At 55.8% G+C, this 15,230-nt stretch carries 13 protein-coding genes; 6 read left to right on the forward strand and 7 right to left on the reverse strand.

Annotation, left to right across the window (positions count from 1 at the left end):
• Nucleotides 1-24: 24 nt before the first annotated feature.
• On the reverse strand, nucleotides 25-960 hold the full coding sequence (locus AK2_RS01150) for an ABC transporter substrate-binding protein (protein WP_067930567.1): 936 nt from the start codon (nucleotides 958-960) through the stop codon (nucleotides 25-27).
• Nucleotides 961-1,293: 333 nt separating this feature from the next.
• On the opposite strand from AK2_RS01150, the gene AK2_RS01155 reads away from it, so the two are divergent.
• Both AK2_RS01155 and AK2_RS01160 read left to right on the forward strand, forming a co-directional pair.
• The gene (locus tag AK2_RS01155) at nucleotides 1,294-1,629 is read left to right on the forward strand and encodes a PadR family transcriptional regulator (protein ID WP_067930269.1); all 336 of its coding nucleotides are present in this window, start codon (nucleotides 1,294-1,296) and stop codon (nucleotides 1,627-1,629) included.
• A gap of 99 nt (nucleotides 1,630-1,728) precedes the next feature.
• A complete protein-coding gene (locus AK2_RS01160; RefSeq protein ID WP_067930270.1) occupies nucleotides 1,729-2,124 on the forward strand; it encodes a hypothetical protein in 396 nt (131 codons plus the stop codon).
• Nucleotides 2,125-2,199: 75 nt separating this feature from the next.
• On the opposite strand, the gene AK2_RS01165 is transcribed toward AK2_RS01160, so the two are convergent.
• Nucleotides 2,200-3,138, reverse strand: coding sequence for a TauD/TfdA dioxygenase family protein (locus AK2_RS01165; protein WP_067930271.1), 939 nt, complete (start codon nucleotides 3,136-3,138; stop codon nucleotides 2,200-2,202).
• Between the two features lie 559 nt (nucleotides 3,139-3,697).
• On the opposite strand from AK2_RS01165, the gene AK2_RS01170 reads away from it, so the two are divergent.
• From AK2_RS01170 to AK2_RS01180, 3 genes are all read left to right on the forward strand, one after another.
• Nucleotides 3,698-4,540 carry an ABC transporter ATP-binding protein gene (locus tag AK2_RS01170; protein WP_083520712.1) on the forward strand — a complete coding sequence of 281 codons (843 nt, stop codon included), beginning with the start codon at nucleotides 3,698-3,700 and terminating at the stop codon, nucleotides 4,538-4,540.
• A complete protein-coding gene (locus tag AK2_RS01175; protein ID WP_067930272.1) occupies nucleotides 4,537-5,337 on the forward strand; it encodes an ABC transporter permease in 801 nt (266 codons plus the stop codon). The genes AK2_RS01170 and AK2_RS01175 overlap by 4 nt, the downstream gene beginning before the upstream one ends.
• A gap of 69 nt (nucleotides 5,338-5,406) precedes the next feature.
• Nucleotides 5,407-6,456, forward strand: a complete 1,050-nt coding sequence (locus tag AK2_RS01180) for an ABC transporter substrate-binding protein (protein ID WP_067930273.1) — start codon at nucleotides 5,407-5,409, stop codon at nucleotides 6,454-6,456.
• Nucleotides 6,457-6,535: 79 nt separating this feature from the next.
• On the opposite strand, the gene AK2_RS01185 is transcribed toward AK2_RS01180, so the two are convergent.
• The 5 genes from AK2_RS01185 to AK2_RS01205 all read right to left on the reverse strand — a co-directional run bounded on the left by AK2_RS01185 (nucleotide 6,536) and on the right by AK2_RS01205 (nucleotide 12,525).
• Nucleotides 6,536-8,320, reverse strand: a complete 1,785-nt coding sequence (locus AK2_RS01185; protein WP_067930276.1) for a glycoside hydrolase family 2 protein — start codon at nucleotides 8,318-8,320, stop codon at nucleotides 6,536-6,538.
• A 105-nt stretch (nucleotides 8,321-8,425) separates the two neighbouring features.
• On the reverse strand, nucleotides 8,426-9,310 hold the full coding sequence (locus AK2_RS01190; RefSeq protein WP_083520713.1) for a carbohydrate ABC transporter permease: 885 nt from the start codon (nucleotides 9,308-9,310) through the stop codon (nucleotides 8,426-8,428).
• Nucleotides 9,311-9,362: 52 nt separating this feature from the next.
• On the reverse strand, nucleotides 9,363-10,232 hold the full coding sequence (locus AK2_RS01195; RefSeq protein WP_067930277.1) for a carbohydrate ABC transporter permease: 870 nt from the start codon (nucleotides 10,230-10,232) through the stop codon (nucleotides 9,363-9,365).
• A 59-nt stretch (nucleotides 10,233-10,291) separates the two neighbouring features.
• Nucleotides 10,292-11,575 (reverse strand): ABC transporter substrate-binding protein, encoded by a 1,284-nt coding sequence (locus AK2_RS01200; protein WP_067930278.1) that lies wholly within the window; start codon nucleotides 11,573-11,575, stop codon nucleotides 10,292-10,294.
• 44 nt (nucleotides 11,576-11,619) lie between these two features.
• Complete coding sequence (locus AK2_RS01205) at nucleotides 11,620-12,525, reverse strand: ArsR/SmtB family transcription factor (protein WP_245632707.1); 906 nt, start codon at nucleotides 12,523-12,525, stop codon at nucleotides 11,620-11,622.
• A gap of 333 nt (nucleotides 12,526-12,858) precedes the next feature.
• Between AK2_RS01205 and AK2_RS01210 the strand changes: the two genes are divergently transcribed.
• A complete protein-coding gene (locus tag AK2_RS01210) occupies nucleotides 12,859-14,901 on the forward strand; it encodes a transglycosylase domain-containing protein (protein WP_083520738.1) in 2,043 nt (680 codons plus the stop codon).
• Nucleotides 14,902-15,230: the final 329 nt, after the last annotated feature.

Consider the following 15,230-nt stretch of genomic DNA (forward strand, 5'->3'; position numbering starts at 1 on the left):
TCGCCAGGTTCACACGCACGCTTCTTACCTCCCTTGCCCCTGCCCCGGTTTGTTCTCCTTCGCGTTTTGCTTCAGCATGTCCACAAACAGGTCAATCTGCTTCGTGATGGAGATGGGATCATACGGATAGAAGGTATTGAAGTCGTTGTAGAACACACGGTGCTCCTTGACAGCCGGCAGGTCTTTCCAGACAGGCGACTGACGCAGGTTCTTCAGCGCCGTACCTTTGTGCTCCGGATCGTACGAGGTCAGGAACATATAGTCGGCCGCGTACTGCGGCAAGGCCTCCAGCGACAGTTGCAGGTACTGCTTGTTGCTGGCCGCGAGTTTAGGCGGCAACTTGAATTTCAAGGCGTTGTAGATGGCCTGGCCGCCGCGCCCCCAGTTGGGGCCGAACACCCACAGGTCTCCCTTGTCCGTGATCTCGTACAAGCCCGCTGTGGCGCCGGGAGCGACCACGCCCTTGAGGGCCTTGCGCCCGGCTGCCGCCTTTTCCCGGTACTCCGCCAACAGCCGCTCGCCGGGCTTGGTCTGGCCGACAATGCGGCTGAACAAGTGAACAGTTTCGTCAATGTTGTGCGCGGTGCCGTAAGGTATGTACAGCGTCGGGGCAATCTTGCACAGCTGGTCGTAGTTCTTGTCGCTGTCGGTCACGATGAGGTCGGGCTTGAGCGCTAACGCCTTTTCGACGTTGATGGGATCCCCGACATCCACCGCGCCTTTGAGCTTGTCCTTCAGGAACGGGTTGGTGAACTCCAGCGGCGCCGCGCCGATGACGTGGCCGCCCACGCTCAACAGTTCACCGGCGTAGTAATCGGTGAGAATGCGTTTGGGGTGGGCCGGAATCTGCACCTTGCCTTTCACCGTCTGGATGGTGCGGGTTGCAGCGTCGGCCGATGAATGTGAAGCTTGCGCAGTATTCTTGGAGCCCACGTTGTCACGGCCGCAGGCGCTTATCATACCCACTAGGGCGAGCGCGCTCACGGTGAGTTGAACAACCCTTTTCTTGTTTCGAAGCAAAGGAACTTCCCCCTCTACGTTCCACGGCTTGGCCGGATAATGTTGACCTCTGTGGTCATGTTTAGCTACGACTATTCTATAGTTAGTGTTAACTAACTGCAAGCATTAGTTTTTAGAAATGAGATCGAATATCTTCTTCATCGGCGGTGGATGACGGGCGTTGGGCGGAGCATATTCAGGAGAATCGCATTGACACGGCGAGCGGATCGCGATAGTATTCTGTTTGACTTAGTAAGTGATGCGTAATAATCCGGTCCGGAAGAGGGAGATTCTGTGAATCGTGACCTGAGCACCCGTTTTTCCGATCCGCCCCTGCTCATCCTCGTCAGCCTATCGGACGGCCCGAAGCACGGCTACGCGATGATGGAGGACATTCGCGCCTTTTCCGGGACTCGACTGGAACCCGGCACCTTGTACGGGGCCATCACTCGCTTGGAGAAGCACGGGCTCATCGCCGCCTGCGAAATGGAAGAACGAAGGCGCCCCTATCGCATTACGAATGCCGGCCGGGAGTGGCTGCAGCAACGAGTAGAGACGCTGGAACGCATCGCCGCGACCAGCAGACGACGGCTCTCGTTGCAGGCGGATTGGGGGCTGAGAGGATGTTGACCGGAGCAAACTATCCTCAGATAGAAATGGCGGCAGTCCCTCGCCCAGCGCTTGGGAAATGGGGAGCCTCTCGGCGCAAACGCAAATTTACCTGCGCCGGTGGACCTGCATAAAAGCCTTCAACCGTTCCTGATTGTCTACAACCGGGAGGAGAAGTCCGTACAGTCAACCGGGTATGTAAACGGACAGGTGCCGCCACTCCCGCAAGGGGTCTTGGGATTCACTCGCCAGCACCATGAGGATTGCATCACCTGGCAGCCGGCACCAGGCATCCGCATTGCCGCGGTGGTCGTCAGCTACGGCGGCAACGGCGGCGGGTATGTTCTCGCCAGTAGGTCGCTGCGCGTAGTGGAGGAGCGTGAGTCTTCCCTGTTTAACACGGTGGGCCATAGCCTATTTGAGCGCTCTGTTGCTCTTGGCGGCCATCCTCGGCGCGTGGTGGCACAGGGTCAGAAAGATCCGTGCGGCGCCGTCCGCAGGCTGACGGCGGGATAAACGGCGTGGTTTCCCGGCTAGACGCCCGCGGACCGGACAGACTCTTTGGCCAATTTGCCAAAGTGGTGCCCCCGGCTAAATCGCCTGGGCTGCCCTAGCGGGCGCAGGCGCGCCATGGTCTCGCACGATACTCCGCCGGCCGTCTACGCCAACCGGGACTTCGCCCACGACCGCGACCCTTCGCACCACTCGGTGTTGTTCACCATAGTCGTTAATGGCATAGTGTTGGGTTGCGCGATTGTCCCAAATCGCGACATCGCCGTCGGACCACCGCCAACGGACCGTATTTTCAAGGCGCGTGATATGTCCCTGGAGCACGGAGAACACATGGGCAGAATCCACGGAGGACAGACCCAGGATCTTTTTCACAAAATGACCGAGCACAAGCGTGCGTTCGCCGGTTTCTGGATGAACCCGGACAACCGGGTGTTCAGTGGCGTACAAGCGCCGGGTGAAGACTTCCTTGTGGTGCCTCAACGCCTCCGACGAGAAATCATTGCGTTGGGCGCCGTAATCGTAATCGTTCGTATGCAACGCCCACAACTTGTCGGCTAGGTCTCGCAGTTCAGACGGCAACGTCTCGTATGCTGCGGCGGTATTGGCCCATACCGTGTCTCCTCCGGCAGGTGGGACCTTGACCGCGCGCAGGATGCAAAACTTTGGATAGGCATCGACAAACGTCACATCCGTGTGCCAGGAATTCGCCCGACCTCCACCATGATCCGAATCCAATTCAAAGATATAGTTGCTCCCTTCACGAGTCGGGACGGTCGGATGCGCGACGGGCTCACCAAGCAGCTTGGCGAAAGCTTCTTGCTCGGCGTCGTCTAGGTGGTGCTGCCCGCGAAAGAAAACCACCTTGTGCCGCAGGAGTGCCTGGTGGATAAACTCGATGGCGGACGGATCCAGGTCTTTAGACAGACGAATGCCTCGAATTTCGGCTCCAATGCGTCCCGCAACCGGCACAATTTCAGGCTCCTTCGCGTTCCATTCCTTGCCGACATCCTGGCTCATTCCGATGAAACCTCCTCCTGTGAATTCTGATATGAGTGGCGACGGCCCGAGATGCTTCCATGCCTGTTCCTTCTGAAATCCCTCCGTCCACCCCCTCGGAACTGCCGGACCGAGTCCAAAAATGAAGGAGGCCAGAATCCCACGCAAGGTGGTCTTCTAGCCTCCGGCTGACCGGTCAGCGCGTTTGTGAAAAACCCATAAACCTCATAGGATTGCGATTATATTAGAACGTGAAGGCCACAAATGTCAATAGATCAGGCTGAGCACCCGGGATGAAGGATGTAAACGTTCGCCACGTGATTTTGGAAGAACCGGTTGACAAATTACCGTCGACTCTTCAAAATAGTGATTACTTGAGTTTTCAAATAGGAAATATTGAATTTCACAGTCAGCTCTGTTCCACAGCTGACCTGCCAACCAGACCACTGGAGGCTCCCAACAAGCAGGGCCTCCATTTTTTGTTTCTCCGCGTGGGCAAGTGCTACGTCTGCCGACACGGAGAAGAGCCAAACTGGCCTTGCAAACCTGTGAACACAGTCTGCGGATTGGGGGACGAAGAGTGAGTGAAAGGAAACTTCAACAAATCACCATCCGTGCGAACGGCGTAAGCAAGAAGTACGGTGATTCGGTGGAGGCGGACTTCGTTCTCGAAGACGTTAAACTCGAAATTCGTCAGGGCGAGTTCTTCATTCTCCTGGGTCCAAGCGGGTGCGGAAAATCCACTCTCCTCAACATGATGGCGGGATTTGTCGAACCAACCCGCGGAGACATCTTTGTGCACGACCAACCCGTTCGCCGTCCGGGGCCGGACAGGGGGATGGTTTTTCAACACCCAGACGCGTCTCTCTTCCCGTGGCTCAACGTCCGCCAAAACGTGGAATTTGGCTTGAAGATGAAGCACATGAAGCGCGAAGAACGAAGGTTGATTTCGAACCGTTTCCTTGACATGGTGGGCTTGTCTGAACACGAGACAAAATTCCCACATGAACTGTCTGGAGGGATGAAGCAGCGGTTGCAACTGGCGCGAGTTCTGGCCAATGACCCAGAAATCCTTTTGATGGATGAACCGTTCGGCGCCCTTGATGCCCAGACGCGATCCGTCATGCAAGCGGAGTTGGTGCGTATCTGGCTACATACGAACAAGACGGTGGCTTTCGTAACGCACGACCTGAACGAGGCCATCCTGCTTGGCCAGAAAATTGGCGTGATGTCGCGAAGCCCCTCGGCCCACATAGAAGCTGTTTACCATGTGGATTTGCCATACCCTCGCGACGCCACAAGCACTGAGTTTGTCGAATTGTACAAAGATATCGCCTCCCATTTTAACGTCACGGGAAGATCTGACGGCGTCCAAGTCGGTGCATTCCCACCTTCACTGACGAAATTGGGGGGACTGCCATGACCACAGCCATACGCGCTCTCTTCAAGTGGATATTGGAACGAGGTATCCTGTCGTGGCTGGCGGTGCTCGTCATCTGGGAATTGGTTGCTCTTGGGTATCACAACGCGGATCTCTTTCCAAGTCCAGTGCAAACTTTTGATGGCGCCATCCGATTGTGGAGCAACGGAGCGCTGCTAAAAGATATTGGCATTAGTTCCCTGCGCATTCTCGCCGGTTGGCTTTTGGGAACCCTTGTGGGAATACCCCTGGGCTTGATTATCGGCACGTCTCAAGTCTTGAGACATATGATTGAACCTTTCATCAATTTCTTCCGATTCATTCCCGCCATTGCGTTTGTCACCGTGTTCATGATGTGGTTTGGCATTGGAGAAGGGTTCAAGGTTGCCCTTATCACCTACACCACGCTGTTCATCGTGGCGTTGAACACGATGATGGGGGTTGTTCGGGTGGACGAAGAGAAGATCCGTGCTTCCATGTGTCTCGGCGCGACCAGGTTTCAGATCTTCCTCTACGTAATTGTACCCGCAACCGTGCCGTTCATGGTAAACGGTATGCGGCTGGCCATGGGAAATTCGTTCGCCGCCATCGTCGGTGCCGAGATGCTCGCCGCACAACAAGGCGTGGGTTACCTGATTTGGACCTCCAGGCTGTACTTTCAAACCGATTGGATATTCGTCGGATTGTTCGTTCTCGGCCTTATGGGCTTCGTCGCAGACCGTCTCATCACTGTGCTCAGCCGTGTCTTTCTCAAACGGTACGGCGTCATGGATGGCGCGACTGCCGAGATGCGGCTATAAGGTGAGATGCAACTGCCATAATGAACTCTTCACAGTCAGCACAACTGTGTTTAAGAAAGGGGAGTCCTCATGCCTCACGCGCCGACAATCGACACTCGCGCATGGATGAAGCGATTGCTCGCTGTAGTTACGATCTCGATGATCTCGGCGTCCGCATTTGGATGCGGTGCCGAGCCGGCGGGAAAATCGTCAGGCAGCAACACGTCAGCAGACAACACGACTGTAACCATCGGCGTGGACTCGTCGAGTTTTAGCCTACCCTTCCGAGTTGCTCAGGATGAAGGATACTTCGATAAATACGGCGCCCATGTGCAACTCTCCACCTATTCTTTTGGCATCGACACGCTCAACGCCGTCGTTACCAAGCAAGCCAACTTTGGTGAAGCGATGGATTTCGCCCTACTCACGCGCCTGGGCAAGGGAAACATGAAAGTGACATCCGTTATCGCCTCCCCAGCTTCCGGTGATCAGATCCTGTACGTGAGGAGCCCGATATCAAGACCATCGGACCTAAAAGGGAAAAGACTCGGTGTACAGCGCGGCACTGTGAACGAGTACATCTGGGCACGGTATTTGAATCAGTACCACGTCGGCGAGAGCCAGGTAAAACTGGAGCCGCTCACCTCTGAAGCCGAATTGGTCGAGGCATTCGCCAAGGGCGATGTCGACGCCATATGGGTCAACAAGGCGTTTGAAAGCAAGGTTAAAAAACTTCCCGGAGTCAAGAAACTGGCTGACTTATCGGCCATTCATTTCCGCATGGTCGGGTATCTCGTCGGAGACGAATCATTTGTTGCCTCTCATCCCACTGTCGTCTCCAACATCCTCAAAGCACTCAACGATGCTGACCGGTTTATCAGAGAACATCCGAATCAAGCCGCGGACATTGCCTACAACGAGCTGAACATCCCCAAGTCTGAGGTACTGCTTGAGATTGAACACGATTATGATTTCATGTTGCGATTCACGCGAGGTGATTACAATGAACTGCAGGCGATTCTTCAATGGTCGCGCAACAATGGACTCATTACAGACAACGTAGACCTGCGCAAGTCTATTGAACTGCAGCCCTTGATGGCCGCATTCCCAAACAAGGTGTCTTATGACCCCCAATCGTGAGGCGAGGGACCTTCCCGAACCGGGGGCCTACCGCCCGGTTTGGCGAGGTCCCTCACACTTCTCACCCCCCGCCGCTTGCTCATGGTTGTTTCTCAATCGCTGCAACCCGCGTGTTGATGCGCCGGATGACTTCCGCATCAAACTTTGGTCTACGGTCGTACGTGTATAGACCGTTCACCTCTTGCTCCACATCGTATAATTGCGTGTAACAAAATGCGCATATAGCTGGGTTTTCTAATAAAGCTGTGGTTAATCCTTCATAGCGTCGCAAAAATTCTTCTTTTGACCTAGGTCGCTCGCCATACCCCCAGCCTTTGTCATCCGCCTGCTCCGGATACCACCAGATTCCTCCGTATTCGCTGACGAAATACGGTTGTCCCTCGTACCGTTGGCGCTCCGGAAATGTGTTGTAAACCGCCCCTCCATCTTTCATCGGCGCAAATTTTTCCGCAAACGTCTCTGGGTCCTGTTCATAATCGTGGATATCGAAGATATCCGTCATCACATGAAAGTTCCCGCTCGTGTCGATGACCGGCCGCGTGCAATCGAACGCCTTCGTTACGTTGTAGACAATACGCAATACCTCGTCATCCTGGCGGGCATGGTTTGCCGACATGCTGTCCCAGGTCTCGTTGAACGGGCACCATCCGACAATGGATGGATGGTTGAAGTCACGCCGAATCCCCTCCAGCCACTCGGGCAAAAATCGCTCCAGTCCCACTGCGGTTGAAATATCCAGCCCCCAGCTTGCGTGCTCCCCCCATACGATATATCCCAGCTGGTCGGCCCAATAGAGGTATCTTTCTTCGAACATTTTCTGATGCAGTCGTGCCCCGTTGAAACCAAGCTCCATGGCCAGCTCAATATCTCGACGAAGGGACGCATCGGTTGGGGCCGTGTAGACGCCGTCTGGATAATATCCCTGGTCCAAGACCAGGCGTTGAAACACGGGTCTGCCGTTAATGAGAATCTTTTTCTCGCCAAGCGACACCGTGCGCAATCCAAAATAACTTTCCACGCGATCCCGGACATCACCGCGGCAAGAGAGTGTCAACTGAACGTCATACAGACGAGGCTTGCCCACGTCCCACAAATGCACCTCAGATAGTGGAATCGTGATGCGGATGCTGTTCATTCCCACTTTCGCAGCGCCTTGTCCGACCGCCCTGCCTTTGTATTTCACGTGAATCTGGAGGTCTTCGTCATACTGGATGCGTCCAGCAACGCCCACCTCAACATGAACACAGGCATTGGCTGGATCGGGAAAGTATCTCAACCCAGAGATGTAGGTTTCGTTCGTACATTCCAACCATACCGTTTGCCAAATGCCCGTCGTCCTCGTGTAATCGCAGCCGTGCGAATATAGTAGAGCGCTCTGCTTGCCGCGGGGTTGCAGACGGGAACGGTTGTCGTCCTCGGCGCAGACGGTAATCACGTTTTCACCCGGGTGCACCAGGTGCGTGATGTTGAAAGAGAAAGATGAATACCCGCCGCGATGCGTACCCACAGATTTACCGTTAATCCAAACCTCCGTTTCATAGTCCACAGCACCAAAGTGAATGAAGACCTGTTTCCCTTCCCACTCCCTTGGCAAGGTGAAGGTGCGTCGGTACCACACCGCGGCCATAAAGTCCTTGTATTCAATTCCAGATAACTTACTCTCCGGGCAAAAAGGCACCAGAATCCTTTGCGAAAAGCTGCTCTTGGCGGGAAAATTCCTCTCCCGGCCCGTCCGGCCGCCATCCATTTCGAATTCCCATGTTCCGTTTAGGTTTAACCAATCCGCTCGAACCAGTTGCGGCCGCGGATACTCTGGCCGCGGAATGTTCGTCGTGTTCAGAATGTCGCTCTCGGGAATGCCCATGCTGTCAACTCTCCTTCTGTTGATCGCGCTATCTAGCAGGTGGAGTCCGCCGGAGTACACCTCTCTCCATCCCCCCAACCCGGCCGACTACGCCTTGATGACGCCTTATTTCAAGCCGGAGAATGCAAATCCCCTGATAATGTGCCGCTGGAAAAGAACGTACACGATGAAGACTGGGATCGACACAATGACATCGGCAGTGGCCGGCAGGGTGTAGTCGGTGTGGTAGGACGAGTTAAAAAAGGGTATGCCGACCGGAACCGTCATCACGTTAGGAGAAGTGATGCTGATGTAGGGCCACAGGAAGTTGTTCCATGAGCCAAGGAACGTAAAAATAGCGAGGGCCGCCAACGCTGGGCGGGCCAACGGAACGGCTATCATAAAAATCATTCTCAACACGCCACAGCCATCCATTCTGGCAGCTTCAAAATACTCCCGAGAAAGGCCGTCAAAAAATTGCTTTACCAGCAAGACGCCGAACGGCACAGCGATACTCGGCAAAATTAACGCCCCATACCCATCCAGCATATGCAGAGACCGAAACAGCAAATAAAACGGAATCAGCAGCGCCTCTCCCGGGACCATCAGACCCAGAGCGAGCAAAAAAACCACCAATCCGCGACCGGGAAAGCGATTTTGTGAAATCGGGAACGCACAGAGGACTGACAACAGGAGAACAAGCACCGTGACAATGAGTGCGACAAGGAAGCTATTGAGCAGCCATAACAAAATCGGAGCATGGGTAAATGCGTAAACGTAGTTGCCGACAGAGTACGGAGCCTGAAACCAAGAAGCAACATTCAGCACATTGCTGCCTTGGGGCTTAAATGAAACCAAGAGAATCCACAGAGAGGGCACCACCCACAGGATGGAAAGGACAATGGCCACAAGGTACAACAACACTCTCGTCAAGCGGCCCATTCTTAACGCGCTATCCGCACGCGCTGATACAGGAGCCGGGGACGTTGGCATCGCTTCTCGCACCTGCATGTTTGCCACTCCTCCTTTTCGGGTCACGGTTTCCCAACTTTCTTGAAGGCGATTACTCTGTTTTGCTCATTAGCCTCAGTTGGATGAGTGATACAATCAGCAGGATGAAAAACAGAATGTATGAAGCCGCTGCTCCGGGACCAAACAGAAATTCACTGAATGACTTTTCATAGATGTAGCTCACAATCGTGGTGGTCGCCCCGGCAGGACCTCCCCCCGTGAGAAGAAAAATCTGCCCGAAAACATTGAAGGAAGCAATGAACTGGAGAAACACAACAAGAATCGTTACGCGCTTCACACTGGGGAGGGTAATAAAGCACGTTTTGGCCCACCCGCTGGCTCCGTCCAGGCTTGCTGCCTCGTACAGTTCCTTGGGAATGTCCTGCAGCGCCGCCAGGTACAGGACCATATTGAAGCCTGCAGTCCACCAAACGGTAACCGCCAGGACGGAAATCCATGCCAGTTGCGTACTCTGCGCTGTCCAGTTAATTTCTTGATGAATCCCTATGGCGTTTAGGACGGCATCAACCAATCCCCCGTAGTTTCCGAGCATCGCGCTCCAAACACTCGATACGACGGACACACCCAATATCATGGGCAGGAAGAAGACCGCCTGATAGATTTTCCTTCCCTTGATGGGTGCATTCACAATCAGCGCAAGGCAAAAGGGAATGATAACGAGCAGCGGGACGGAAAAGACAACGAAAATCACGGTATGCCAAACGGATGATAAAAATGTTGAATCATGAAGTAGATAATTATAGTTCGCAAGCCCAACGAATTCCTTTGTCCCAAGTACATAAAATTTCTGTAAACTAATGATAAATCCACGTACAATCGGATAAAACGTAAACAGCAAGTACAGTATGAGAAACGGCAGCATGAGCAGGTAACTGGGCATGTACTTACGCACACCTACCATAACTATCCCCCACCTTCACCCATTGAACCAAACGCGTCGACACAACTGGGTGATGCTTTTTATTCCTGCAACTGGCGATCCAGGATTTGACCCATTTCTTGTACGCCCTGTGCCACCGGCGTTTGTTTGAGAAGTATGCCCTGCAGTTCGTTTAGGATCTCGTTGTCACTCATCATCCAAACGGTGCCGGTCATAGGAAAATATTTGACAAAACTCGCTTGCGAGCCGTAATTGCGCCTGTATGGAAGCGCTTTAAATTGAGGCGTGTTTTGTACGGTCTTATTCGCGGGAATGTGCCCCGCTTTCGCCCACATCCACGCGTGATCCTCGACCCACTTGACAAAAACCATCGCGTCTTTGGTTTGCTCCGGTGTCCGATTGGGATTCACAGGCAGGACGAATGTATGGGAATCCGCCCAAGCAGCCGGTTGTTGAAAAAAGACCGGCATCTGGGCCACTCCGAGTTGGTCTCCCAGCGCTTTGTGAAAGTCGTCCACGCTCCATGTCCCCTCAATACAAAAGGCGGCCTTGCCAGACTTGAACAGTTCATCCGGATTGGAAATATTCGACGGAATGATGTGCGAGGTGTTGTACAGGTCGTAGAGCTTTTGCATCGCCTTGATAGCCACCGCGTCGTTGGTCGCATCGGTAAATGTCTCTTTGGTCCCAGCCTTATTGAGTAAACTTGTGCCACCCATTTGATAATAGAACGTCTCCCAAATGGCCAGCGGTCCCCAGCCACTTTCACCGAACGACAAGGGGACGTAGCCGTGTCCCTTAACTTTGTCGCAAATGCTCACGAAATCGTTGTAACTCTTGATGTTCAATTGGCTAGGGGAGATGCCCGCGCTTTGTAACACTTTTTTGTTGTAGAACAATAGGTACGTATGGATGTCCAGAGGAATCGCGTAGTGTTTGCCATTTATGACGGCATCCTTCATCGGGGGCTCAAAGAATTGCGACCACTTTATTCCGACTGAGGCCGCCTCCTTGTCCAATGGTTCAATGACCCCCTGTGTCTTCAGGATGCCTATGTGATCAACGTGCGAAATCGCGAGATCCGGTGCTTTACCCCCAAGCACAGCTGTTATGAGCTTTGTATAATATTGGCCCCAGTCCTGAGTCTCTTCCTGTACATGGATCGAAGGGTGCGTTTGATTGAACTTTTTAACTATTTGGTTCATGGTGGTGCCGTCAGCGCCGCCGAATAGATCCCAGAACACGATAGTCGTCCCAGATTGATGGACCGCGCTTTGCGTCTGGGACGGACTGCAGGCGGTAGCTAGTGTACCGGCAATGAGCACTCCGGCGACAAGAACCTTAGTCTTCCCCGCGACCTTCATCGCAAACCCCTCCACGCCCCAAAATTGCAAGACCACCATATGAACTACCTGTCGTAGTCCAGACGCATAGTGATGTCCGTGTCGTAATTTCCAAATCCCCTTCCGAACAGGTTCAGTCCACCGTCGTTCAAGGCGTCTTCTTTGACTTCCAACCGCACTGCGACATACGGGTGGTCGTCGAGTCGCAGGCTCTCAATGTCCACATCGGATATCTGCCTCCCATCGATGAAAGCGCCATGCTGAGTGACACGCCAAGTTTTTAACAACCCGAACTGGGTGTTCCCGGTTCCCCACCAGGACGGAGTCAACAACCCCCTTTCCCCTCCGAAGTCTCCTGGACTGGTCCACGTTCCCACTTCAATGCCATTTATCGAGAGAGTGATATCTGATGGCCAGTTTGGATTGTGCAGGGGCGCTTCTGAACAGATCTCCATGGATAACTCGAGATTCGTGATAGCCGCGCCATTCGGCACCCGTTTTGGAAAACGGTACTCCAGATATCCTTTGCGGAACCAAATCAACCCTGCCTCTGTACGTTCGGGCTCAAAAAACGAGGCTGGATCATCGATTTCGCCAATGATGGAACGGCTGCTGAGCATGCCGCATGTCGGGGTTACACAGGCTTCAAAAAAGTGCCCAACAGGCATCTCAACCAGGGCGTGATTTCCCTGCTCTTTAGGTGGACTGTAGATATCTACTACAATCCGCCCCAGCACTGCCGCGCAAACTTTCTGCGTGCCGCGCGTTCCTGGGACCAACTCCGTGCGAATCAGTCCCGCATCCTCTAATTTTTTTACGTTTATCGCAACCGTAGATGGAGGTATTCCGAATATGGCGGATATTTCCGTGATATTTTTTGGACCCTTCAATAATTCTTTCAGTAATGACACTCTGAGATCCGAGGACAACGCTTTCGCCACGACCAGAAAGTCATCCAGTGACCTTGTCATGACTCGGTTCCAGGCTTCGCCCGTATCATGTAGCATGTTGAATGACCTGTATCTCCTTTATGGGATTCTGTTTTGAAACAAGAAATCTTGTTTCTTTGATCTTATTCCTACTCAAGCAATAAATCAACAATTATTTGTTCAAATCATAATTTTTATAGTTGTCCAATCCCCCGTGGAACCACGATGTGCGCTGCGATAGTCAGCTTGCTTCCTGTCCGCGCCCCAGGCGAACACCGGATTCTCCGCACGCATCATTCCCGTCCCGCCGGGCACTATACAATTGTTTCCACATGACCAATCCGCAAGAGGACATGGGGGTTGACGCTGGTGCCGATGCACGCAAATCCTTCAGCCCATCCACACGGCGCGCAGCCGCGTCGGCGGGCGCCCGTCCGGCTGCTGGCCTGCCTGTTGGCGCCCGTCTGCCTCGGCTTCGCCGGCATGTCGGCGACACTGTGGGCATTGCGGCAGACGCCGCTGCCCGCCGGGACGTTTGCCCGCAGCAACGCCATCACCGCGGCCGATGGGCAGGTGCTCGCCAATTGGTCCACGCGCGGGCCGGTGCATCGCGAGGTCCCGCTCTCCGACATCCCGCGCGCCCTGCAGGAGGCCACGCTGGCCGTGGAGGACGCCGACTTTTACCGCCACCACGCCCTCAATCTGACCGCGCTGGCCCGCGCCCTGTGGGTGGACGTCGCGCACGGACGCGTGGTCGAGGGCGGATCGACCATCACCCAGCAGCTCGCCAAAAACCTTTTTCTCAGCCAGGATCGCACCCTGTGGCGCAAGCTGCGCGAGGCCGGTTACGCCCTGCAGCTGGAACTGCACGCGAGCAAAGCGGACATCCTTGAGAAGTACCTGAACGTCATCTATTACGGTCATGGGGCGTACGGCGTGGAGGCGGCGTCGGAACTATACTTCGGCAAGCCGGCCCGCCAGCTCTCGCTCGCCGAATCAGCCCTGCTGGCGGGCCTGCCGAAAGGCCCCGAACTGTACTCGCCGTTGCGCAGCTTCATGGCCGCCAAGACGCGCCAGCATCAGGTGCTGGAGCGCATGGTGGCGGCGGGCTTCCTCACCCCCGCCGCGGCGGCCGAGGCGTACCGCCAGCCGCTCCACCTCCAACCGCGGCCCCGGCTCGCCCCGCCGGCCCCCTACGCCGTGCAGGTGGCGATGGCCGAAGCGAAACGCCGCTTCCACCTCACGGACGCCCTGCTCGAACAAGGCGGGGTCCGCATCACCACCACGGTCGATCCGCTGCTGCAAAAGGCGGCGGAGCAGGCGTTGGCGACCACCCTGCCCGCCCGCAGCCGTCTGCAGGCGGCGCTGGTGGCCATGGACCCTAAAACGGGCGCGATTCTGGCCATGGTCGGCGGCCGCGACTACCGTGAGAGCGCGTACAACCGCGCGTTCGCCATGCGGCAGAGCGGATCGACCTTCAAGGCCATCCTGTACGCGGCGGCGCTGGAGCGGGGCTGGTCTCCGGCGCGGGAGGTCGACAGCGAGGAGACGACCTTTTTCTACCAGGACCAAGGGGATGAGGAAACGGGCGCACAGCGGCGCTACACCGTGCACGACTTCGGGGACATGTACGCGCACCGGCCGCTCACCCTGCGCGAGGCGCTGGCCCGTTCCGACAACGTCTACGCGGTGACCACCAACCTTGAGGTTGGGCCGCAGGCAGTGGTGCGGACAGCGCGGCAGATGGGGATAAGCGCCCCGCTTGCGCCCTATCCGTCACTCGCGCTCGGCGTCTTTCCCACCAGCCCGCTGGAGTTGGCCACGGCCTACGCGGCGCTGGCCAACGGCGGGATGCGCGTGCACGCGCACACGGTTGCGCGGGTGTCGCGCCCGGGTGGAGAGCTGCGCGCCCCCGCGCCAGGGCGCGAGCGGGCGTTGTCAGAGGGCAGCAGCTTCATCCTGACCGACCTGCTGACGAGCGTGCTGAAACCGGGCGGGACGGCGTACCCGCTCACCCGCTTCTTGCACGCCCCGGCCGCGGCCAAGACAGGCACCACCGACACGGACGCCTGGATGGTCGGCTATACCCCGCGCGTGGTGTGCGCGGTCTGGGTGGGCTATGACGACAACCGCCCGCTTACACGCAGCGAATCGCACCTGGCGGCGCCGATATGGGCGAAGTTCATGGGCGTCGCCCAACAGCGCCTGCCGGGCCCTTGGTACACCCCGCCTCCAGGTCTTGTACGGGCAACGATAGACGTCTCTTCCGGCCTGCTGGCCACTCCGGGCTGCCGTAGCACCGAGACCGACTACTTTCTGCCTGGCACAGAACCCACAACGTTCTGTCCGCTGCACAACGCGTCCATCGCGCCCCAGCCGCCGAATCGACCCTGGTGGCGGCGGCTGTGGGGCGCGTAGGGGGCGGGGCGGAGCGCGCAGCGCCTGCCCCGTGACCTGCCAGGGCCGCTGGCGGAATGGGCCCGGGCAACGCATTGCCAGCACTCAACGAATATGGCGCCTGCGAACGGTTTACACGCAGATATGATTGAGGCATAATGTAACTGAAAGCAACGCACAATGTAATACTGCCCGCCAGGGGGAACCTGACAGGCAGTAGGACGGGGCCTGCAGCACCAAACGCTCGGGCCGATTAAGAACAGAAGGCAGTCACTCCGAAGGTCGGCCAACCTTTAGACGGAGTGGCTGTTGTCCTTTTTCAGGACGATTTCCATCTTGAACTGTAACAA

Origin of the sequence: Alicyclobacillus kakegawensis NBRC 103104 (assembly GCF_001552655.1) — a bacterium.
GTDB lineage: Bacteria > Bacillota > Bacilli > Alicyclobacillales > Alicyclobacillaceae > Alicyclobacillus_G > Alicyclobacillus_G kakegawensis.

Bases quoted from the DNA above. Each gene is read 5' to 3' on its own strand.
- AK2_RS01150 (WP_067930567.1), bottom strand. From the start codon at position 960: ATGATAAGCGCCTGCGGCCGTGACAACGTGGGCTCCAAGAATACTGCG.
- AK2_RS01165 (WP_067930271.1), bottom strand. From the start codon at position 3,138: ATGAGCCAGGATGTCGGCAAGGAATGGAACGCGAAGGAGCCTGAAATT.
- AK2_RS01175 (WP_067930272.1), top strand. From the start codon at position 4,537: ATGACCACAGCCATACGCGCTCTCTTCAAGTGGATATTGGAACGAGGT.
- AK2_RS01180 (WP_067930273.1), top strand. From the start codon at position 5,407: ATGCCTCACGCGCCGACAATCGACACTCGCGCATGGATGAAGCGATTG.
- AK2_RS01185 (WP_067930276.1), bottom strand. From the start codon at position 8,320: ATGGGCATTCCCGAGAGCGACATTCTGAACACGACGAACATTCCGCGG.
- AK2_RS01190 (WP_083520713.1), bottom strand. From the start codon at position 9,310: ATGCAGGTGCGAGAAGCGATGCCAACGTCCCCGGCTCCTGTATCAGCG.
- AK2_RS01195 (WP_067930277.1), bottom strand. From the start codon at position 10,232: ATGGTAGGTGTGCGTAAGTACATGCCCAGTTACCTGCTCATGCTGCCG.
- AK2_RS01200 (WP_067930278.1), bottom strand. From the start codon at position 11,575: ATGAAGGTCGCGGGGAAGACTAAGGTTCTTGTCGCCGGAGTGCTCATT.
- AK2_RS01205 (WP_245632707.1), bottom strand. From the start codon at position 12,525: ATGACAAGGTCACTGGATGACTTTCTGGTCGTGGCGAAAGCGTTGTCC.
- AK2_RS01210 (WP_083520738.1), top strand. From the start codon at position 12,859: ATGCACGCAAATCCTTCAGCCCATCCACACGGCGCGCAGCCGCGTCGG.